The following is a 16,689-nucleotide window of genomic DNA, read 5'->3' on the forward strand; positions in this document are numbered from 1 at the left end:
GGGCCCGCTCCCCCACGGATGGGAGAGCGGGCCCGCGACCACACCTAGCGGTGTCAGGCCTGCTCGGCCTCGGCGGCCTCGTCGGCCTTGGCGTCGGCCGGAGCCTCGACCTTGGCGTCGGCCTCCTTGACGGCGCGCTTGGTGGCGCCCTCGGCCTCGCCGACGGCGGTCTGCGCGACGGTCAGCGCCTCGACCAGCTCGATCACGGCCATCGGGGCGTTGTCGCCACGACGGGGACCGATCTTGGTGATACGGGTGTAACCACCCGGGCGGTTCTCGTAGCGCGGCGCGATCTCGGTGAAGAGGGTGTGCAGCACGGCGATGTCGGTGATCGTCTTGCGCACCAGGCGACGGTTGTGGATGTCGCCCTTCTTCGCCTTGGTGATCAGCTTCTCCGCCAGCGGGCGCATCCGACGGGCCTTGGCCTCGGTCGTGGTGATGCGGCCGTACTGGAACAGCTCCCGGCACAGACCGGCGAGCAGCAGCGGCTCGTGGTGCGGGCCGCCGCCGAGGCGGGCACCCTTGGTGGGACGCGGCATGGATGACTCCTTGAATCTCCGACTACGGCCGTATCAGGTACCGCAGCGGGCGTACGGGCACTGTTGCCCGCACGACTTTCACGACGACGGGGGCGGCTCGGTGGAGCCGCCCCCGCGGCCAAATCTCTTAGTACTGCTCGGTCTCGGCGTAACCCGCGTCGTCCAGGTCGTCGGCGCCGAAGGCGTCGGCGGCCGCGGTCGGGTCGAACCCGGGCGGGCTGTCCTTGAGGGCCAGGCCCATGCCGGCCAGCTTCGCCTTGACCTCGTCGATCGACTTCGCACCGAAGTTGCGGATGTCGAGCAGGTCGGCCTCGGAGCGGGCGACGAGCTCACCCACGGTGTGGATGCCCTCGCGCTTGAGGCAGTTGTAGGAGCGGACGGTGAGCTCCAGCTCCTCGATCGGCAGCGCCAGGTCGGCGGCCAGGGCGGCGTCCGTCGGGGACGGGCCCATGTCGATGCCCTCGGCGTCGATGTTCAGCTCGCGGGCGAGACCGAACAGCTCCACCAGGGTCTTGCCGGCCGAGGCCATGGCGTCGCGCGGACGCATGGCGGGCTTGGTCTCGACGTCGACGATCAGCTTGTCGAAGTCGGTCCGCTGCTCGACACGGGTCGCCTCGACCTTGTAGGTGACCTTCAGCACGGGGCTGTAGATCGAGTCGACCGGGATGCGGCCGATCTCCTGGCCGGAGGCCTTGTTCTGGACGGCGGAGACGTAGCCGCGACCGCGCTCGACGGTCAGCTCCATCTCCAGCTTGCCCTTGCCGTTCAGCGTGGCGAGGACCAGCTCCGGGTTGTGCACCTCGACACCCGCCGGCGGGGCGATGTCGGCGGCGGTGACGACACCCGGGCCCTGCTTGCGCAGGTACATCACGACCGGCTCGTCGTGCTCCGAGGAGACGACCAGCTGCTTGATGTTGAGGATGAGGTCGGTCACGTCCTCCTTGACGCCCGGCACGGTGGTGAACTCGTGCAGGACGCCGTCGATGCGGATGCTGGTGACAGCGGCACCCGGGATCGACGACAGGAGCGTGCGGCGCAGGGAGTTGCCGAGGGTGTAGCCGAAGCCCGGCTCCAGCGGCTCGATCACGAACCGCGAGCGGAACTCGTCGACGACCTCTTCGGTCAGCGAGGGGCGCTGAGCGATAAGCATGGGGGATGTTCCTCCGGTTGTCTTCGGCACCCACTATTTGATGCCGACAGGACCAAGCGTACGGGGTCCCGCAAGCAGCGACGAATCACTGCGTGGGACCCCGTACGTGGTTGGAGCGAGAACTGCGAGCCCGAAGGCGCTGCGTCAGACGCGGCGGCGCTTCGGCGGACGGCAGCCGTTGTGCGGGGTGGGGGTGACGTCCTGGATCGAGCCGACCTCCAGGCCGGTGGCCTGGAGCGAGCGGATCGCGGTCTCGCGGCCGGAGCCCGGACCCTTGACGAAGACGTCAACCTTGCGCATGCCGTGCTCCTGCGCGCGACGGGCAGCGGCCTCGGCGGCCATCTGCGCGGCGAACGGGGTGGACTTGCGCGAGCCCTTGAAGCCGACGTGGCCGGCGGAGGCCCAGGAGATCACGTTGCCCGCGGGGTCGGTGATCGAAACGATGGTGTTGTTGAACGTGCTCTTGATGTGCGCGTGGCCGTGAGCGACGTTCTTCTTTTCCTTGCGGCGGATCTTCTTCGCGCCGGCAGCCTGACGACCCTTGGGGGGCATAAGTCTGTTCTCCTACTGAGGTGGTCGGTCCGCTGACCCGCGGGCCGGAGGGATGTCCGGTTACGGGACGGACTACTTCTTGCCCGGCTTCTTCTTACCGGCGATCGCGCGACGCGGGCCCTTGCGGGTACGCGCGTTGGTGTGGGTGCGCTGACCGCGGACCGGCAGGCCGCGGCGGTGACGCAGACCCTCGTAGCAGCCGATCTCGACCTTGCGGCGGATGTCGGCGGCCACCTCACGGCGGAGGTCACCCTCGACCGTGTAGTTGGCGTCGATGTACTGGCCCAGCTTGACGAGGTCTTCCTCGGTGATGTCGCGAACGCGGACATCCGGGTTGACACCGGTCTCGGCCAGGGTCTGCTGGGCGCGGGTACGGCCGATGCCGTACACGTAGGTGAGGGCGATCTCGATCCGCTTCTCACGGGGGAGATCAACGCCGGCGAGGCGTGCCATTCAAGGCTCCTGTGCTTCTTCAGAGGTCTTGCGTGCTACCTACTCCTTCGCCTCTCGACGATGGAGCCCCGGCCTCTGACCGGGGGTGGCAGTCCGTCCCTTCGTGGGGGCGGATCGGGTAGCCCGCTTATGACGTTTTCGCGTCGCGCGAAGTACTACGAGAAATGCGGGGGCGAGATCAGCCCTGGCGCTGCTTGTGGCGCAGGTTGTCGCAGATCACCATGACCCGGCCGTGACGGCGGATCACCTTGCACTTGTCGCAGATCTTCTTGACGCTCGGCTTGACCTTCATGTTCAGGTTCTCCGGGTCTAGATCTGACGTTCTTACTTGTAGCGGTAGACGATCCGCCCGCGCGTGAGGTCGTAGGGGCTGAGCTCCACGACGACCCGGTCGTCCGGCAGGATGCGGATGTAGTGCATGCGCATCTTGCCACTGATGTGCGCGAGGACCTTGTGACCGTTCTGCAGCTCGACCCTGAACATCGCGTTCGGAAGAGACTCGATCACGGTGCCCTCGATCTCAATGGCGCCTTGCTTCTTAGCCATGAACTGCGAGATCCACCTTCCGGGACCGGCTACCGTATGCGGCACGCTCGTGCGAACCTGGGTTCACCCCGCCCCCGAAGGGAAGAGGGCGTGCTGAAGCACGCTACGAGTGAGCCGACGGTCCATCCTACGCCAGCGCGTCCGGTGGGCCAAAACGGGGTACTCCCGAAGGCGGCCACCGTCACGTCCCGGCCGGTCAGAACCCGGCGGTGAGCTTCAGCGGCTCGACGTGGGCGGTGCAGGCGGAGCAGCGGCGGGCGGCCTCGGGGATCTCGGTCAGGCACTCGGGGCAGGGCCGCTTGGGGGTCTTCGGCTTCTTCGGCAGGTACCGCGCGGTCGCCTTGGTGATCGGCAGCACGACGCAGAAGTACAGCACCGCCGCGGTCATCACGAAGGCGATCAGCACGTTGAGGAACTGGCCGTACGGGAAGGTGACCCCGGCCACCGTCGCCTTGTACGAGCTGAAGTCGCCGGCCGCGCCGACCACCACGCCGACCAGCGGGGTGAGGAAGGCCGACACGAAGCCGGTCACCACCGCGGTGAACGCGGCGCCGATGACCACACCGACCGCCATGTCGACCACGTTGCCGCGCATCATGAAGTCGCGGAATCCCTTGAGCACTGCACTCTCCCGATCAATCGAAGCTGCTGAAGCCACTGTCAGCCGATAAAAATAGGACAAAAGCCCTGGAGGTCCAAACCTCCAGGGCCCTGATCCCTTGTCAGCAGCGGAAGTTGGCCGCTCGGCCGACCTTCCGATGACTAACCGAGCGGGTCCGGCGCGGCGGTGATGCCCAGCTTCGCGAGCTCCGCCTTGCCGCCGTCGAAGGCGGTCAGCACCAGCGGACCCTCCTCGGTGACGGCCACCGAGTGCTCCCAGTGCGAGGCCCAGGTGCCGTCGTTGGTGACGACCGTCCAGTCGTCCTCCAGCACGGCGGTGTGCGGGGTGCCCAGCGAGACCATCGGCTCGATCGCCAGCACGGTGCCGGGGATCAGCTTCGGGCCCTTGCCGCGGCCGCGCTCGACGTAGTTCAGCACGTGCGGCTCCATGTGCATCGCGGTGCCGATGCCGTGGCCGCCGTAGCCCTCGGTGATGCCCCACTTGCCCTTGGGGGGCAGCGGCTGGCGGCGGATGAAGCCCTCGATCGCCTTGGAGACGTCCACCAGGCGGTTGTTCTTCTTCATCTGGGCGATGCCGGCCCACATCGAGCCCTCGGTCACCCGGCTCAGCATCTCGACCTCGGGCCGGACCTCGCCGACCGCCACGGTGATCGCCGAGTCGCCGTGCCAGCCGTCCAGGATGGCGCCGCAGTCGATCGAGATGACGTCGCCCTCCTGGAGCACCCGGTCACCGGGGATGCCGTGCACGACCTCGTTGTTCACCGAGGCGCAGATCACCCCGGGGAACCACAGACCACCGTGGTCGGCCCGGAAGTTGGAGGTCGCACCGTGGTCGGTGATGACCTTGTCCGCGATGTCGTTGAGCTCCTGGGTGGTCACTCCCGGGGCGACCGCCTCCCGGCAGGCCTTCAGCGCCTCGGCGACGACCAGCCCGGCCGCTCGCATCTTCGCGATCTGCTCGGGGGTCTTGATCTCCACCATCTGGTCACGCCTTCCACGTTCTGTTTGCCACTGCCTACCACCGTACGACGCCGTACGGCCGCGCCGCCCGGGATCGGGGAGCGCGGCCGTACGGCGTCGCCGGGAAACTCAGTTGTCCTGCTTCAGCGCCTCGATCGCGCGCCGGGTGACCTCGTCCACCTTGCCGAGGGCCGAGATGGTCGCCACCAGGCCCTGCTGGGCGTAGTAGTCGATGATCGGCTCGGTCTCCGTGTGGTAGACCTCCAGCCGGGTGCGCACCTTGTCCTCGGTGTCGTCCGAACGCTGGTACAGCTCGCCGCCGCACTCGTCGCAGACGCCGTCGGCCTTCGGCGGGTTGTAGTCCACGTGGAAGACGTGGCCCCCGTCGTTGCGGCACAGGCGGCGGCCGGCGATCCGGCGGACCACCTCGTCCTCGGGGACCTCCAGGTCCAGCACGCCGTCCAGCTTGATCCCCTGCTCGGCGAGGAACTCGTCGAGCGCCTTGGCCTGGCCGAGGTTGCGGGGGAAGCCGTCGAGCAGGAAGCCGCCCGCGGCGTCCTCCTGGAGCATGCGGTCCTTGGCCATCCCGATGGTGACCTCATCCGGCACCAGGCGGCCCGCGTCCATGTAGCTCTTGGCCTCGAGCCCCAGCGGGGTGCCCTGACCGATGTTGGCGCGGAACAGGTCGCCGGTGGAGATGTGGGGAATGGACAGGGTCTTGGCGAGCAGGTGCGCCTGAGTACCCTTCCCGGCCCCGGGAGGACCAACGAGGACGATACGCATCAGCGGAGGAACCCTTCGTAATTGCGCTGCTGGAGCTGGCTCTCGATCTGCTTCACAGTTTCGAGTCCGACGCCGACGACGATGAGCACGCTGGTGCCGCCGAACGGGAAGTTGGTCTGCTGTCCGAAGGCGACCAGGGCGATCATCGGGATCAACGCGATCAGGCCCAGGTAGAGCGAACCCGGCCACGTGATGCGGGTCAGCACGTAGTTCAGGTACTCGGCCGTCGGCCGACCGGCCCGGATGCCCGGGATGAAGCCACCATACTTCTTCATATTGTCGGCAACTTCTTCGGGGTTGAAGGAGATCGCGACGTAGAAGAAGGCGAAGAAGACGATCAGCAGGAAGTACGTCGCCATGTAGACCGGGTGGTCACCCTTGACGAAGTTCGTCCGGATCCACGTGGCCCAGCCCGCCTGGCTGTTGGTCAGCTGGACCACCAGGGCCGGGATGTACAGCAGCGACGAGGCGAAGATGACCGGGATGACACCGGCCTGGTTCACCTTGAGCGGGATGTAGGTCGAGGTGCCGCCGAACGCCCGGCGGCCGATCATCCGCTTCGCGTACTGCACCGGGATCCGGCGCTGGGCCTGCTCGACGAAGATGACCAGCATCACGACGATGACGCCGACCGCGACCACGGACAGGAACTCGACCCAGCCGCCACCGATGGTGCCGGAGGTCTTGATCGCCCACATCGAGGACGGGAACTGCGCGGCGATCGAGGTGAAGATCAGCAGCGACATGCCGTTGCCGATGCCGCGGTCGGTGATCAGCTCGCCCAGCCACATGATCACCGTGGTGCCGGCGGTCATCGTGATCACCATGACCGCGATCCGGAACACGCTCGTGTCCGGGACGATCTGGTTGCCCACCGGGCAGCCGGAGAACAGCGCGCCGCTGGAGGCCGTCGCCACGATGCCGGTGCCCTGGAGCACGGCGAGCGCGATGGTCAGGTAGCGGGTGTACTGGGTGATCTTCGTCTGGCCGGCCTGCCCCTCCTTCTTCAGTGCCTCCAGTCGCGGGATCACGACCGTGAGGAGCTGGAGGATGATGCTCGCGGTGATGTACGGCATGATGCCGAGCGCGAAGATCGTCAGCTGGAGGAGCGCGCCGCCGCTGAACAGGTTGACGAGCCCGAAGAGGCCGCTGTTCTTGGTCTCCTTCACACACTCGTTCACGGCCGTGAAGCTCACGCCGGGGATCGGGATGTGTGAGCCCAGGCGGAACAGCACCATGATGCCCAGCGTGAACAGCAGCTTCTTGCGCAGGTCGGGCGTCTGGAACGCCCGCGCGAACGCACTGAGCACGGTGCCTCCTGCGCCTCCCGCGCGTCGTCGGCGGGAGGGTCGGTCCTGAATGGGAGTTTTGGCGGTACGGGCTCCCGTACAGACGGCACAGGCGAGCCTACGCGCAGCCTACAAGGGAACTCCACGGACTCTAACAGTGCGCGGCCACTCGGAAGAAGCGCGTACCGCCCGTCCCCCACTCACGGGGTACGGGATGCCCGGGTTTGCCACACAAAAGAACGAGGGCACGTCAACGGAATGCCCGGAAAACGCGCGAGCCCCGCACCTCCCGAAGGAGGTGCGGGGCTCGCACCGAAGTCAGCGGGCTCAGACGAGCTCGGTGACGGTACCGCCGGCGGCGGTGATCTTCTCGGCGGCGGAGCCGGAGACGGCGTCAACCGTCACCTGCAGCGCGACCGAGATCTCGCCGGTGCCGAGCACCTTGACGAGGGAGTTCTTGCGAACCGCGCCCTTGGCGACCAGGTCCTCGACGGTGACCTCTCCACCCTGCGGGTAGAGCTCGGCCAGCTTGTCGAGGTTGACGACCTGGAACGTGATCTTGAACGGGTTCTTGAAGCCCTTCAGCTTCGGCAGGCGCATGTGGAGCGGCATCTGGCCACCCTCGAAGCGCTGCGGAACCTGGTAGCGGGCCTTGGTGCCCTTGGTACCACGACCAGCGGTCTTACCCTTGGAGCCCTCACCACGACCCACGCGGATCTTGTCGGTCTTGGCACCCGGGGCGGGACGCAGGTTGTGGATCTTGATCGGGTTCTCGCCCATGATCAGTCCACCTCCTCAACCGTCACCAGGTGACGGACCGTGTGGGCCATCCCGCGGATCTCGGGACGGTCCTCCTTCACCACGACGTCGTGCATGCGCTTGAGACCAAGCGAACGCAGGGTGTCACGGTGATTCTGCTTGCTGCCGATGTACGACTTGGTCTGCGTGATCTTCAGGCGAGCCATCAGGCGCTCACCCCTGCAGCACGAGCCCGCAGCAGAGCTGCGGGAGCCACGTCCTCCAGCGGCAGGCCACGACGGGCAGCGATCTCCTCGGGGCGCACGAGGCCCTTCAGAGCAGCCACGGTGGCGTGCACGATGTTGATCGCGTTGTCCGAGCCGAGCGACTTCGACAGGATGTCGTGAATGCCGGCGCACTCCAGGACGGCGCGCACCGGACCACCGGCGATAACACCGGTACCGGGGGCGGCGGGCTTCAGGAGCACGACGCCGGCGGCCTTCTCACCCTGGATCGGGTGCGGGATGGTGCCCTGGATACGGGGGACCTTGAAGAAGTTCTTCTTGGCCTCCTCAACACCCTTGGCGATGGCGGCCGGAACCTCCTTCGCCTTCCCGTAACCGACACCCACGGTGCCGTCACCGTCGCCCACCACGACCAGCGCGGTGAAGCTGAAACGACGACCACCCTTGACAACCTTGGCGACACGGTTGATCGCGACAACGCGCTCGACGTAAGCGGTCTTCTCGACGGCGGGGGCATTGCCCCGGTCGTCACGCTTACGGTCGCGCCGCTCGCCACCGCCGGTGCCACCGCCGGCGCCGCTACCGCGGCGCTGGGGTCCAGCCATTGGAATTACCTCTCTCGATTACGTCCGTCGACTGAGTCGACGAGCGGCTTAGAAGTCGAGCCCGGCCTCGCGGGCCGCGTCCGCCAGGGCGGCGATGCGGCCGGCGTACCGGTTGCCCGCGCGGTCGAAGACGACCGACTCGATGCCGGCGGCCTTGGCGCGCTCGGCGACCAGGCTCCCGACCTTCTTGGCCAGCTCGGTCTTGTCGCCCTCGGCGCCCTTGATGGACACGTCGAGGGTGGACGCCGACGCCAGGGTGTGACCCTTGGCGTCGTCGATGACCTGGGCGACCATGTGACGGTTCGAACGCGTCACGACGAGGCGCGGACGCACCTCGGTGCCGACGACGCGCTTGCGAACGCGGATCGCGCGGCGCTTGCGAGCGGCGCTCTTGTAGGCGTTGCCCTTGCCGATCTTGACAGAGACGCTCATCGCTTACTTACCACTCTTTCCGACCTTGCGGCGGATGACCTCGCCCGCGTACTTGACGCCCTTGGCCTTGTACGGGTCGGGCTTGCGCAGCTTGCGGATCTTCGCGGCGACCTCGCCGACCTTCTGCTTGTCGATGCCGTCCACGTGGAACTTGGTGGCCGACTCGACGACGAAGGAGATGCCCTCGGGGGCCTCGACCAGGATCGGGTGGCTGTAGCCCAGCTGGAACTCCATGTCGGAGCCCTTCGCCAGAACTCGGTAGCCGACACCGCTGATCTCCAGCGACTTGCGGTAGCCCGCGGTCACGCCGGTGATCATGTTCGCCACCAGCGTGCGGGAAAGGCCGTGCAGGGCCTTCGACAGACGCTCGTCGTTGGGGCGGGTGACGAGCAGCGTGCCGTCCTCGCCCTTACCGATCTCGATCGGCGCGGCGACAACGTGGGTGAGGGAGCCCTTCGGGCCCTTCACCGAGACCGCCTGGCCATCGATGGTGACGTCCACGCCAGCGGGGACCTGGATGGGCAGCCGTCCAATGCGCGACATTGCTGTACCTCCGTTTCCCGAATTACCAGACGTAGGCGAGAACTTCTCCGCCTACGCCCTTCTTGGCGGCCTGCTTGTCGGTGAGGAGACCCGAGGACGTGGAGATGATCGCCACGCCCAGGCCGCCGAGCACCTTCGGCAGGTTGGTGGACTTTGCGTAGACCCGCAGGCCCGGCTTGCTGATCCGCTTGATGCCAGCGATCGAGCGCTCACGGTTGGGGCCGAACTTGAGCTCGATGGTCAGCTTCTTGCCGACCTCGCCCTCAACGGGCTCCTCAACCTTGTAGGAGGAGATGTACCCCTCCTGCTGCAGGATCTCGGCGACGTGCGCCTTGATCTTGCTGGCCGGCATCGCCACGGAGTCGTGGTACGCCGAGTTAGCGTTACGCAGACGCGTGAGCATGTCTGCGATGGGGTCGGTCATGGTCATGATGGCCTCAGGCCTCTCTCGCCGTGGTTTCTCCGCGCCAGGTCCCCCCGCCGCACTCCGAGGAGTGCGGCGGGGGCACAGACGCAGGGGACCTGCGGCGTCGTAAGACTGGGTGCGAGCCCTCCGAAGAGGGTCGACGGCAGCTATGGAGCTCCCGCGACAGGGGGCCCGACCTCACTACCCTACGGGATTCCGTACGCAGCCCCAAAAAGGGGCGCTGTGGGGTCGGGCACACCTGCTTCGCTATGGCGTTACCGCGAGGTCCTGGACTACCAGGAGCTCTTGGTCACGCCCGGCAGCTCGCCGCGGTGCGCCATCTCACGAAGGCACACACGGCAGAGGCCGAACTTGCGGTACACCGAGTGCGGACGGCCGCAGCGCTGGCACCGGGTGTAGGCCCGGACGCCGAACTTCGGCTTGCGCTCGGACTTCGCGATGAGGGACTTCTTCGCCATTGGCTCACGCCTCCTTGAACGGGAAGCCCAGAGCACGCAGGAGCGCCCGGCCCTCGTCGTCGGTCTGAGCGGTGGTCACGACGGTGATGTCCATACCGCGCTGACGGTCGACCTTGTCCTGGTCGATCTCGTGGAACATAACCTGCTCGGTCAGACCGAAGGTGTAGTTGCCACGGCCGTCGAACTGCTTCGGGGAGAGGCCACGGAAGTCACGGATTCGCGGCAGGGCCAGCGAAACCAGACGGTCCAGGAACTCCCACATGCGGTCACCACGGAGGGTGACGTGCGTGCCGATCGGCTGGCCCTCGCGCAGCTTGAACTGCGCGATGGACTTGCGAGCCTTGGTCACGGCCGGCTTCTGACCGGTGATCGCGGTCAGGTCGCGGATCGCGCCCTCGATCAGCTTGCTGTCACGGGCGGCCTCGCCGACACCCATGTTGACGACGACCTTGACCAGGCCGGGCGTCAGCATGACGTTCTCGTACGAGAACTGCTCCTGCAGCTGACCCTTGATCTCGGAGTTGTAACGCTCCTTGAGACGGGGGGTCACCTTCTCAACAGTCGTCTCAGACATCAGATGTCCTCACCGGTTCGCTTGGCAACGCGGATCTTGTTGCCCTCGTCATCGAAGCGGTAGCCAACGCGGGTGACGACCTTCTTGCCGTCCTTCTCCACGACCAGCTGGACGTTGGAGACGTGCACCGGGGCCTCGACGGTGACGATGCCACCCTGAGTGCCCGGGCCCGGCTTGGTGTGCTTCTTGACCCGGTTCACACCCTCGACCAGGACCTTGTTCTCGGCGGGCATGGCCTGGATGACCTTGCCCTGCTTGCCGCGGTCCTTGCCGGTGATGACCTGAACCAGGTCACCCTTCTTGATCTTCATGCTGTTCGCCATGGGTTAGAGCACCTCCGGCGCAAGCGAGATGATCTTCATGAACTTCTTGTCGCGCAGCTCGCGGCCCACCGGGCCGAAGATGCGGGTGCCACGGGGGTCACCATCGGTGTTCTTCAGAACGACCGCGGCGTTCTCGTCGAAGCGGATGTACGAGCCATCCGGACGACGACGCGACTTCACGGTACGGACGACGACGCACTTGACGACGTCACCCTTCTTCACCGAACCGCCGGGGATCGCGTCCTTGACGGTCGCGACGATGACGTCCCCGATACCGGCGTAGCGGCGACCGGAACCACCGAGAACGCGGATGCAAAGGATTTCCTTCGCGCCCGTGTTGTCGGCGACTCGCAGTCGCGACTCCTGCTGGATCACAGCTTTCTCCTGATCGTCAACGAGAGCTGACGGGCCGGCCGCTGCTCACACCAGCGCCCACGAGGGGCCTGGTGCACATACGGCCGTACCGCATCAACTTCGTTACTTGGCCTTCTCGAGGATCTCGACGACGCGCCAGCGCTTCGTCGCGGACAGCGGGCGGGTCTCCGCGAGGAGGACCCGGTCGCCGATGCCGCAGGCGTTCGCCTCGTCGTGCGCCTTCAGCTTGTTCGTACGGCGGATGACCTTGCCGTACAGAGCGTGCTTGACGCGGTCCTCGACGGCGACGACGACGGTCTTGTCCATCTTGTCGCTGACGACGAGACCCTCACGGGTCTTGCGGAAACCGCGCGTCTCGTTGGTGTTCTCAGTCATCAGGCGTTCTCCACCGTCTCGATGCCCAGCTCGCGCTCGCGCATCAGGGTGTAGATCCGCGCGATGTCCTTACGGACGAGCTTGAGCCGTCCGTGGTTGTCGAGCTGCCCGGTCGCCGCCTGGAAGCGGAGGTTGAACAGCTCCTCCTTGGCCTCACGGAGCTTGGCAACGAGACCCTCGTTGTCCAGCTCGCGGAGGTCAGCAGCCTTGGTGCCGGCCGACATCAGCTCTCACCTGCCTCGCGCCGGATGATCCGGCACTTCATCGGGAGCTTGTGAGCAGCGCGGGTCAGCGCCTCACGAGCCACCTTCTCGTTGGGGTACGACAGCTCGAACATGACCCGACCCGGGTGCACGTTCGCGATCCACCACTCGGGCGAACCCTTACCGGAACCCATGCGGGTCTCGGCCGGCTTCTTGGTGAGCGGACGGTCCGGGTAGATGTTGATCCAGACCTTGCCGCCACGCTTGATGTGACGGGTGACGGCGATACGAGCGGACTCGATCTGCCGGTTCGTCACGTAGGCCGGGGTGACGGCCTGGATGCCGTACTCGCCGAAGGCGAGCTCGGTGCCACCCTTGGCAGCGCCACGGCGCTTGGGGTGGTGCTGCTTGCGGTGCTTGACCCGACGGGGGATCAGCATTGGTGTCAGGCCTCCGTTCCGGTGTTCTCGGCAGCCGGAGCCTCGGCGACCGGGGCCGCGGAGGCCTCGGCAGCGGCGGGGCGACGGCCACGGCCACCGCGCTCGCCACCACGGCGCTCGCCACCGCGGGCGGGACGACCACCCTCGGGACGGGCCGGGCGGTTGCCCGAGCGGGCAGCGGCGTTCTCAGCGCGGACCTCGGCGATGTTCTTGACGTCGCCCTTGTAGATCCAGACCTTCACACCGATGCGGCCGAAGGTCGTCTTGGCCTCGAAGAAGCCGTAGTCGACGTTCGCGCGCAGGGTGTGCAGCGGCACACGGCCCTCGCGGTAGAACTCCGAACGGCTCATCTCGGCGCCGCCGAGACGACCGGAGCACTGGACCTTGATGCCCTTGGCGCCGGACTTCATGGTGCCCTGCATCGACTTGCGCATGGCACGACGGAAGGACACGCGCGAGGACAGCTGCTCCGCGACGCCCTGAGCCACGAGCTGGGCGTCCAGCTCGGGGTTCTTGACCTCGAGGATGTTCAGCTGGACCTGCTTGCCGGTCAGCTTCTCGAGGTCGCCGCGGATGCGGTCGGCCTCGGTGCCACGGCGGCCGATGACGATGCCGGGGCGGGCGGTGTGGATGTCAACGCGGACGCGGTCGCGGGTGCGCTCGATCTCGACCTTGGAGATGCCGGCGCGCTCCATGCCCTTCGTCATCATGCGACGAATGGCGACGTCTTCCTTGACGTAGTCCTTGTACAGCTTGTCGGCGTACCAGCGGGACTTGAAGTCCGTGCTGATGCCAAGGCGGAACCCGTGCGGGTTAACCTTCTGGCCCATTACCGGGTCCCTTCCTTGCTGCTGACGACCACGGTGATGTGGCTGGTCCGCTTGCGGATCCGGAAGGCACGACCCTGCGCACGCGGACGGAACCGCTTCAGGGTCGGGCCCTCGTCAACATACGCCTCGCTGATGACGAGGTCGTCCACGTTGGAGTGGTTGTAGTTGTGCGCGGCGTTGGCAATGGCGCTGTCGAGCACCTTGCCGACGGGCACGGTGGCTGCCTGCGGAGCGAAACGCAGGACGGCCTGGGCCTCCGTGGCCGGCAGGCCACGGATGAGGTCCACCACGCGGCGGGCCTTCATGGGCGTGACGCGGATGTACCGCGCCTGGGCCCTGGCTTCCATGGTTGTCCCCTTGCTGGTGTAAGTCATTGAGTCGGTAATCTCGCTGGCGACTAGCGACGCTTCGACTTGCGGTCGTCCTTGACGTGACCGCGGAACGTGCGCGTCGGCGCGAACTCGCCGAGCTTGTGGCCGACCATCGACTCGGTGACGAACACCGGGACGTGCTTACGGCCATCGTGCACCGCGATCGTGTGGCCGAGCATGGCCGGGAAGATCACGGAGCGACGGGACCAGGTCTTGATGACGTTCTGGGTACCCGCCTCGTTCTGCGCGTCCACCTTCTTGAGAAGGTGGCCGTCGATGAAGGGGCCCTTCTTGAGACTGCGCGGCATCTGACCTGCTCCTAGCGCTTCTTGTTGGTCTTGCGGCGGCGCACGATGAGAGCGTCCGACGCCTTCTTCGGGCGACGGGTGCGACCCTCCTTCTGGCCCCACGGCGAGACCGGGTGGCGACCACCAGAGGTCTTACCCTCACCACCACCGTGCGGGTGGTCGATCGGGTTCATGGCGACACCACGCACGGTCGGGCGGACGCCCTTCCAGCGCATACGGCCGGCCTTGCCCCAGTTGATGTTCGACTGCTCGGCGTTGCCGACCTCGCCGACGGTCGCGCGGCAGCGCGCGTCGACCAGGCGGATCTCGCCGGAGGGCATGCGCAGGTGCGCCATCTTGCCCTCACGCGCCAGCAGCTGGATGCCGGCACCGGCGGAGCGGGCCATCTTGGCACCGCCACCGGGACGCAGCTCCACCGCGTGGATGGTCGTACCGACCGGGATGTTGCGAAGCGGCAGGTTGTTGCCCGGCTTGATGTCGGCGCCAGCGCCGTTCTCGATCCGGTCACCCTGCGCGATGCCGCGCGGCGCGATGATGTAGCGCTTCTCGCCGTCCGCGTAGTGCAGGAGCGCGATGCGCGCGGTGCGGTTCGGGTCGTACTCGATGTGCGCGACCTTGGCCGGCACGCCGTCCTTGTCGTGACGACGGAAGTCGATCACGCGGTAGGCGCGCTTGTGGCCGCCACCCTGGTGGCGAACGGTGATCCGACCGGCGTTGTTACGGCCGCCCTTGCTGTGCAGGGGGCGAACCAGCGACTTCTCCGGCGTGGACCGCGTGATCTCTACGAAGTCGGCCACGCTGGAGCCACGACGGCCCGGCGTAGTCGGCTTGTACTTGCGGATGCCCATTTGGCTCTCTCGTCCTCGTCCTTATCGACGATCACGATCTCCGTTAGGAGACCGGACCACCGAAGATGTCGATGCGGTTGCCCTCAGCCAGCGTCACGATGGCGCGCTTGGTGTCCTTGCGCTTGCCAAAGCCCGTCTTGGAGCGCTTGCGCTTGCCCTGACGGTTGAGCGTGTTGACGGACTCGACCTTGACCGAGAAGACCGCCTCGACGGCCTGCTTGATCTGGGTCTTGTTGGCACCGGGCGACACGACGAACGTGTACTTGTTCTCGTCGAGGAGCGAGTAGCTCTTCTCCGAGATGACCGGCTTCACCAGGACGTCACGGGGGTCCGTGAACGTCTTGCTCGTGATCTCTGCAGCCATCAGGCGGCGCTCCCTTCGAGCTCGCCCTCAGCAGCCACGGCCTTGGCGGACGCGGCCGGACCGGCCACGAAACGCTCGAAGGCGGCCTGGGTGAAGACCACATCGTCGGAGACGAGCACGTCGTAGGTGTTCAGCTGACCGGCGTCCAGGATGTGCACGTGCGGCAGGTTGCGGGCGCTCTTCAGACCCAGCTCGTCGGCACGCTCGACGACGAGGAGGATGTTCTTGCGCTCGGTGATCTTGCCGAACAGACCCTTGGCGGCCTTGGTCGACGGCGCCTCGGCCGCGATCACGTCGGTGACGACGTGGATGCGGTTGTGGCGGGCCCGGTCGGTGAGCGCACCGCGCAGGGCGGCGGCGATCATCTTCTTCGGGGTCCGCTGCGAGTAGTCACGCGGCACGGGACCGTGCACGACGCCACCGCCGGCGAACTGCGGCGCACGGGTCGAGCCCTGACGGGCGCGGCCGGTGCCCTTCTGGCGGTACGGCTTCTTGCCGCCACCGCGGACCTCGCCACGAGTCTTGGTCTTGTGGGTGCCCTGACGGGCGGCAGCGAGCTGCGCCACGACGACCTGGTGCATCAGCGGAACGCTGACCTTCGCGTCGAAGATCTCGGCCGGCAGCTCAAGGCTGCCGGTCTTGTCGCCCGAGGGCGACAGGATGTCAATGGTGCTCATATCCTCACAGCCCCTTCGCCGCAGTGCGGACGAGGACGAGGCCGCCGTTCGGGCCCGGGATTGCGCCCTTGATCAGGAGCAGCCCCTTCTCCGCGTCAACGGCATGGATGGTCAGGTTCTGGGTGGTCACACGCTCGTGGCCCATCCGGCCGGCCATCCGCACGCCCTTGAACACGCGACCCGGGGTGGCACAGCCACCGATCGAGCCGGGCGAACGGTGCTTGCGCTGCACACCGTGACCGGCGCCGAGGCCCCGGAAGTTGTGGCGCTTCATGACACCGGCGAAGCCCTTGCCCTTGGAGGTGCCGGTCACATCGACCTTGACACCCGCCTCGAACAGCTCCGCGGTGATCTCCTGGCCGAGGGTGTACTCGGACGCGTCCGTGGTACGGAGCTCGACCAGGTGGCGGCGCGGGGTGACACCGGCCTTGGCGAAGTGGCCCGCGAGGGGCTTGTTCACCTTGCGGGGGTCGATCTCGCCGAAGCCGATCTGGACGGCGTCGTAGCCGGCCGGACTGTCGGCGGTGTGGACCTGGGTCACGACATTGGGCCCAGCCTTGACGACGGTCACCGGAACGATCCGGTTGTTCTCGTCCCAGACCTGGGTCATGCCGAGCTTCTCGCCCAGGATGCCCTTAATCTGCTTAGCCATCTTCGGTG

Annotated in this window: 30 protein-coding genes; all 30 read right to left on the reverse strand. The window is 66.8% G+C overall.

Going from position 1 to position 16,689, the window contains the following annotated elements:
• Nucleotides 1–53: 53 nt before the first annotated feature.
• The 30 genes from rplQ to rplC all read right to left on the reverse strand — a co-directional run bounded on the left by rplQ (nt 54) and on the right by rplC (nt 16,681).
• Complete coding sequence (gene rplQ, locus ACIPLC_RS00195) at nt 54–539, reverse strand: 50S ribosomal protein L17 (RefSeq protein ID WP_400469114.1); 486 nt, start codon at nt 537–539, stop codon at nt 54–56.
• A 127-nt stretch (nt 540–666) separates the two neighbouring features.
• Nucleotides 667–1,689: a DNA-directed RNA polymerase subunit alpha gene (locus ACIPLC_RS00200; RefSeq protein WP_030055844.1), complete on the reverse strand. Its 1,023-nt coding sequence runs from the start codon at nt 1,687–1,689 to the stop codon at nt 667–669.
• A 144-nt stretch (nt 1,690–1,833) separates the two neighbouring features.
• Nucleotides 1,834–2,241 (reverse strand): 30S ribosomal protein S11, encoded by a 408-nt coding sequence (gene rpsK, locus ACIPLC_RS00205; protein ID WP_030232513.1) that lies wholly within the window; start codon nt 2,239–2,241, stop codon nt 1,834–1,836.
• A gap of 72 nt (nt 2,242–2,313) precedes the next feature.
• Nucleotides 2,314–2,694, reverse strand: coding sequence for a 30S ribosomal protein S13 (gene rpsM, locus ACIPLC_RS00210; RefSeq protein WP_148644398.1), 381 nt, complete (start codon nt 2,692–2,694; stop codon nt 2,314–2,316).
• 178 nt (nt 2,695–2,872) lie between these two features.
• Nucleotides 2,873–2,986 carry a 50S ribosomal protein L36 gene (rpmJ, locus tag ACIPLC_RS00215; protein WP_003956441.1) on the reverse strand — a complete coding sequence of 38 codons (114 nt, stop codon included), beginning with the start codon at nt 2,984–2,986 and terminating at the stop codon, nt 2,873–2,875.
• Between the two features lie 32 nt (nt 2,987–3,018).
• Nucleotides 3,019–3,240, reverse strand: coding sequence for a translation initiation factor IF-1 (gene infA / locus ACIPLC_RS00220; protein WP_014047798.1), 222 nt, complete (start codon nt 3,238–3,240; stop codon nt 3,019–3,021).
• A 196-nt stretch (nt 3,241–3,436) separates the two neighbouring features.
• Nucleotides 3,437–3,862 carry a large conductance mechanosensitive channel protein MscL gene (mscL, locus tag ACIPLC_RS00225; RefSeq protein ID WP_400469117.1) on the reverse strand — a complete coding sequence of 142 codons (426 nt, stop codon included), beginning with the start codon at nt 3,860–3,862 and terminating at the stop codon, nt 3,437–3,439.
• 140 nt (nt 3,863–4,002) lie between these two features.
• The gene (gene map / locus ACIPLC_RS00230; protein WP_400469120.1) at nt 4,003–4,842 is read right to left on the reverse strand and encodes a type I methionyl aminopeptidase; all 840 of its coding nucleotides are present in this window, start codon (nt 4,840–4,842) and stop codon (nt 4,003–4,005) included.
• Between the two features lie 108 nt (nt 4,843–4,950).
• Nucleotides 4,951–5,604 carry an adenylate kinase gene (locus tag ACIPLC_RS00235; RefSeq protein WP_400469123.1) on the reverse strand — a complete coding sequence of 218 codons (654 nt, stop codon included), beginning with the start codon at nt 5,602–5,604 and terminating at the stop codon, nt 4,951–4,953.
• Entirely contained in the window at nt 5,604–6,914 is a 1,311-nt protein-coding gene (gene secY, locus ACIPLC_RS00240) for a preprotein translocase subunit SecY (protein WP_400469126.1), read from the reverse strand. Before secY ends, ACIPLC_RS00235 begins: the two co-directional genes overlap by 1 nt.
• A gap of 306 nt (nt 6,915–7,220) precedes the next feature.
• Nucleotides 7,221–7,673: a 50S ribosomal protein L15 gene (rplO, locus tag ACIPLC_RS00245; RefSeq protein ID WP_030055836.1), complete on the reverse strand. Its 453-nt coding sequence runs from the start codon at nt 7,671–7,673 to the stop codon at nt 7,221–7,223.
• 2 nt (nt 7,674–7,675) lie between these two features.
• On the reverse strand, nt 7,676–7,858 hold the full coding sequence (rpmD, locus tag ACIPLC_RS00250) for a 50S ribosomal protein L30 (protein ID WP_030055835.1): 183 nt from the start codon (nt 7,856–7,858) through the stop codon (nt 7,676–7,678).
• Nucleotides 7,858–8,481, reverse strand: a complete 624-nt coding sequence (rpsE, locus tag ACIPLC_RS00255) for a 30S ribosomal protein S5 (RefSeq protein ID WP_030055834.1) — start codon at nt 8,479–8,481, stop codon at nt 7,858–7,860. Before rpsE ends, rpmD begins: the two co-directional genes overlap by 1 nt.
• A 48-nt stretch (nt 8,482–8,529) precedes the next feature.
• The gene (rplR, locus tag ACIPLC_RS00260; RefSeq protein ID WP_030280785.1) at nt 8,530–8,913 is read right to left on the reverse strand and encodes a 50S ribosomal protein L18; all 384 of its coding nucleotides are present in this window, start codon (nt 8,911–8,913) and stop codon (nt 8,530–8,532) included.
• Nucleotides 8,914–8,916: 3 nt separating this feature from the next.
• Nucleotides 8,917–9,456 (reverse strand): 50S ribosomal protein L6, encoded by a 540-nt coding sequence (rplF, locus tag ACIPLC_RS00265; RefSeq protein WP_030055832.1) that lies wholly within the window; start codon nt 9,454–9,456, stop codon nt 8,917–8,919.
• Between the two features lie 22 nt (nt 9,457–9,478).
• Nucleotides 9,479–9,886, reverse strand: a complete 408-nt coding sequence (gene rpsH, locus ACIPLC_RS00270) for a 30S ribosomal protein S8 (RefSeq protein ID WP_030055831.1) — start codon at nt 9,884–9,886, stop codon at nt 9,479–9,481.
• 269 nt (nt 9,887–10,155) lie between these two features.
• Entirely contained in the window at nt 10,156–10,341 is a 186-nt protein-coding gene (locus tag ACIPLC_RS00275) for a type Z 30S ribosomal protein S14 (RefSeq protein ID WP_030055830.1), read from the reverse strand.
• Between the two features lie 4 nt (nt 10,342–10,345).
• Nucleotides 10,346–10,915, reverse strand: coding sequence for a 50S ribosomal protein L5 (gene rplE / locus ACIPLC_RS00280; RefSeq protein WP_030393302.1), 570 nt, complete (start codon nt 10,913–10,915; stop codon nt 10,346–10,348).
• On the reverse strand, nt 10,915–11,226 hold the full coding sequence (rplX, locus tag ACIPLC_RS00285) for a 50S ribosomal protein L24 (protein WP_030055828.1): 312 nt from the start codon (nt 11,224–11,226) through the stop codon (nt 10,915–10,917). The genes rplE and rplX overlap by 1 nt, the downstream gene beginning before the upstream one ends.
• 15 nt (nt 11,227–11,241) lie before the next feature.
• Nucleotides 11,242–11,613, reverse strand: coding sequence for a 50S ribosomal protein L14 (gene rplN / locus ACIPLC_RS00290; RefSeq protein ID WP_030393301.1), 372 nt, complete (start codon nt 11,611–11,613; stop codon nt 11,242–11,244).
• A gap of 102 nt (nt 11,614–11,715) precedes the next feature.
• Complete coding sequence (gene rpsQ, locus ACIPLC_RS00295) at nt 11,716–11,988, reverse strand: 30S ribosomal protein S17 (RefSeq protein WP_030055826.1); 273 nt, start codon at nt 11,986–11,988, stop codon at nt 11,716–11,718.
• A complete protein-coding gene (gene rpmC, locus ACIPLC_RS00300; RefSeq protein ID WP_063348970.1) occupies nt 11,988–12,212 on the reverse strand; it encodes a 50S ribosomal protein L29 in 225 nt (74 codons plus the stop codon). Before rpmC ends, rpsQ begins: the two co-directional genes overlap by 1 nt.
• Nucleotides 12,212–12,631: a 50S ribosomal protein L16 gene (rplP, locus tag ACIPLC_RS00305; RefSeq protein WP_030055824.1), complete on the reverse strand. Its 420-nt coding sequence runs from the start codon at nt 12,629–12,631 to the stop codon at nt 12,212–12,214. The genes rpmC and rplP overlap by 1 nt, the downstream gene beginning before the upstream one ends.
• 5 nt (nt 12,632–12,636) lie before the next feature.
• Nucleotides 12,637–13,461 (reverse strand): 30S ribosomal protein S3, encoded by an 825-nt coding sequence (gene rpsC / locus ACIPLC_RS00310; RefSeq protein WP_188306763.1) that lies wholly within the window; start codon nt 13,459–13,461, stop codon nt 12,637–12,639.
• On the reverse strand, nt 13,461–13,808 hold the full coding sequence (gene rplV, locus ACIPLC_RS00315) for a 50S ribosomal protein L22 (protein ID WP_363580111.1): 348 nt from the start codon (nt 13,806–13,808) through the stop codon (nt 13,461–13,463). Before rplV ends, rpsC begins: the two co-directional genes overlap by 1 nt.
• 50 nt (nt 13,809–13,858) lie before the next feature.
• The gene (gene rpsS, locus ACIPLC_RS00320) at nt 13,859–14,140 is read right to left on the reverse strand and encodes a 30S ribosomal protein S19 (RefSeq protein ID WP_030055821.1); all 282 of its coding nucleotides are present in this window, start codon (nt 14,138–14,140) and stop codon (nt 13,859–13,861) included.
• Between the two features lie 11 nt (nt 14,141–14,151).
• Nucleotides 14,152–14,988 carry a 50S ribosomal protein L2 gene (gene rplB, locus ACIPLC_RS00325; RefSeq protein WP_218198386.1) on the reverse strand — a complete coding sequence of 279 codons (837 nt, stop codon included), beginning with the start codon at nt 14,986–14,988 and terminating at the stop codon, nt 14,152–14,154.
• A gap of 43 nt (nt 14,989–15,031) precedes the next feature.
• Entirely contained in the window at nt 15,032–15,352 is a 321-nt protein-coding gene (gene rplW, locus ACIPLC_RS00330; protein WP_063348967.1) for a 50S ribosomal protein L23, read from the reverse strand.
• Nucleotides 15,352–16,029 (reverse strand): 50S ribosomal protein L4, encoded by a 678-nt coding sequence (gene rplD, locus ACIPLC_RS00335; protein ID WP_391379223.1) that lies wholly within the window; start codon nt 16,027–16,029, stop codon nt 15,352–15,354. The genes rplW and rplD overlap by 1 nt, the downstream gene beginning before the upstream one ends.
• Before the next feature lie 4 nt (nt 16,030–16,033).
• Nucleotides 16,034–16,681, reverse strand: a complete 648-nt coding sequence (gene rplC / locus ACIPLC_RS00340) for a 50S ribosomal protein L3 (protein ID WP_327677876.1) — start codon at nt 16,679–16,681, stop codon at nt 16,034–16,036.
• Between the last annotated feature and the right edge of the window lie 8 nt (nt 16,682–16,689).

The sequence above is a fragment of the Kitasatospora sp. NPDC086801 genome, from assembly GCF_044745805.1.
Taxonomy (GTDB): domain Bacteria; phylum Actinomycetota; class Actinomycetes; order Streptomycetales; family Streptomycetaceae; genus Kitasatospora.

Excerpts from the sequence above, each read along its gene's own strand:
- rplQ (WP_400469114.1), bottom strand. The coding sequence starts at position 539 with ATGCCGCGTCCCACCAAGGGTGCCCGCCTCGGCGGCGGCCCGCACCAC.
- ACIPLC_RS00200 (WP_030055844.1), bottom strand. The coding sequence starts at position 1,689 with ATGCTTATCGCTCAGCGCCCCTCGCTGACCGAAGAGGTCGTCGACGAG.
- rpsK (WP_030232513.1), bottom strand. The coding sequence starts at position 2,241 with ATGCCCCCCAAGGGTCGTCAGGCTGCCGGCGCGAAGAAGATCCGCCGC.
- rpsM (WP_148644398.1), bottom strand. The coding sequence starts at position 2,694 with ATGGCACGCCTCGCCGGCGTTGATCTCCCCCGTGAGAAGCGGATCGAG.
- rpmJ (WP_003956441.1), bottom strand. The coding sequence starts at position 2,986 with ATGAAGGTCAAGCCGAGCGTCAAGAAGATCTGCGACAAGTGCAAGGTG.
- infA (WP_014047798.1), bottom strand. The coding sequence starts at position 3,240 with ATGGCTAAGAAGCAAGGCGCCATTGAGATCGAGGGCACCGTGATCGAG.
- map (WP_400469120.1), bottom strand. The coding sequence starts at position 4,842 with ATGGTGGAGATCAAGACCCCCGAGCAGATCGCGAAGATGCGAGCGGCC.
- ACIPLC_RS00235 (WP_400469123.1), bottom strand. The coding sequence starts at position 5,604 with ATGCGTATCGTCCTCGTTGGTCCTCCCGGGGCCGGGAAGGGTACTCAG.
- rplO (WP_030055836.1), bottom strand. The coding sequence starts at position 7,673 with ATGGGCGAGAACCCGATCAAGATCCACAACCTGCGTCCCGCCCCGGGT.
- rpmD (WP_030055835.1), bottom strand. The coding sequence starts at position 7,858 with ATGGCTCGCCTGAAGATCACGCAGACCAAGTCGTACATCGGCAGCAAG.
- rpsE (WP_030055834.1), bottom strand. The coding sequence starts at position 8,481 with ATGGCTGGACCCCAGCGCCGCGGTAGCGGCGCCGGCGGTGGCACCGGC.
- rplR (WP_030280785.1), bottom strand. The coding sequence starts at position 8,913 with ATGAGCGTCTCTGTCAAGATCGGCAAGGGCAACGCCTACAAGAGCGCC.
- rplF (WP_030055832.1), bottom strand. The coding sequence starts at position 9,456 with ATGTCGCGCATTGGACGGCTGCCCATCCAGGTCCCCGCTGGCGTGGAC.
- rpsH (WP_030055831.1), bottom strand. The coding sequence starts at position 9,886 with ATGACCATGACCGACCCCATCGCAGACATGCTCACGCGTCTGCGTAAC.
- ACIPLC_RS00275 (WP_030055830.1), bottom strand. The coding sequence starts at position 10,341 with ATGGCGAAGAAGTCCCTCATCGCGAAGTCCGAGCGCAAGCCGAAGTTC.
- rplE (WP_030393302.1), bottom strand. The coding sequence starts at position 10,915 with ATGTCTGAGACGACTGTTGAGAAGGTGACCCCCCGTCTCAAGGAGCGT.
- rplX (WP_030055828.1), bottom strand. The coding sequence starts at position 11,226 with ATGAAGATCAAGAAGGGTGACCTGGTTCAGGTCATCACCGGCAAGGAC.
- rpsQ (WP_030055826.1), bottom strand. The coding sequence starts at position 11,988 with ATGACTGAGAACACCAACGAGACGCGCGGTTTCCGCAAGACCCGTGAG.
- rpmC (WP_063348970.1), bottom strand. The coding sequence starts at position 12,212 with ATGTCGGCCGGCACCAAGGCTGCTGACCTCCGCGAGCTGGACAACGAG.
- rplP (WP_030055824.1), bottom strand. The coding sequence starts at position 12,631 with ATGCTGATCCCCCGTCGGGTCAAGCACCGCAAGCAGCACCACCCCAAG.
- rpsC (WP_188306763.1), bottom strand. The coding sequence starts at position 13,461 with ATGGGCCAGAAGGTTAACCCGCACGGGTTCCGCCTTGGCATCAGCACG.
- rplV (WP_363580111.1), bottom strand. The coding sequence starts at position 13,808 with ATGGAAGCCAGGGCCCAGGCGCGGTACATCCGCGTCACGCCCATGAAG.
- rpsS (WP_030055821.1), bottom strand. The coding sequence starts at position 14,140 with ATGCCGCGCAGTCTCAAGAAGGGCCCCTTCATCGACGGCCACCTTCTC.
- rplB (WP_218198386.1), bottom strand. The coding sequence starts at position 14,988 with ATGGGCATCCGCAAGTACAAGCCGACTACGCCGGGCCGTCGTGGCTCC.
- rplW (WP_063348967.1), bottom strand. The coding sequence starts at position 15,352 with ATGGCTGCAGAGATCACGAGCAAGACGTTCACGGACCCCCGTGACGTC.
- rplD (WP_391379223.1), bottom strand. The coding sequence starts at position 16,029 with ATGAGCACCATTGACATCCTGTCGCCCTCGGGCGACAAGACCGGCAGC.
- rplC (WP_327677876.1), bottom strand. The coding sequence starts at position 16,681 with ATGGCTAAGCAGATTAAGGGCATCCTGGGCGAGAAGCTCGGCATGACC.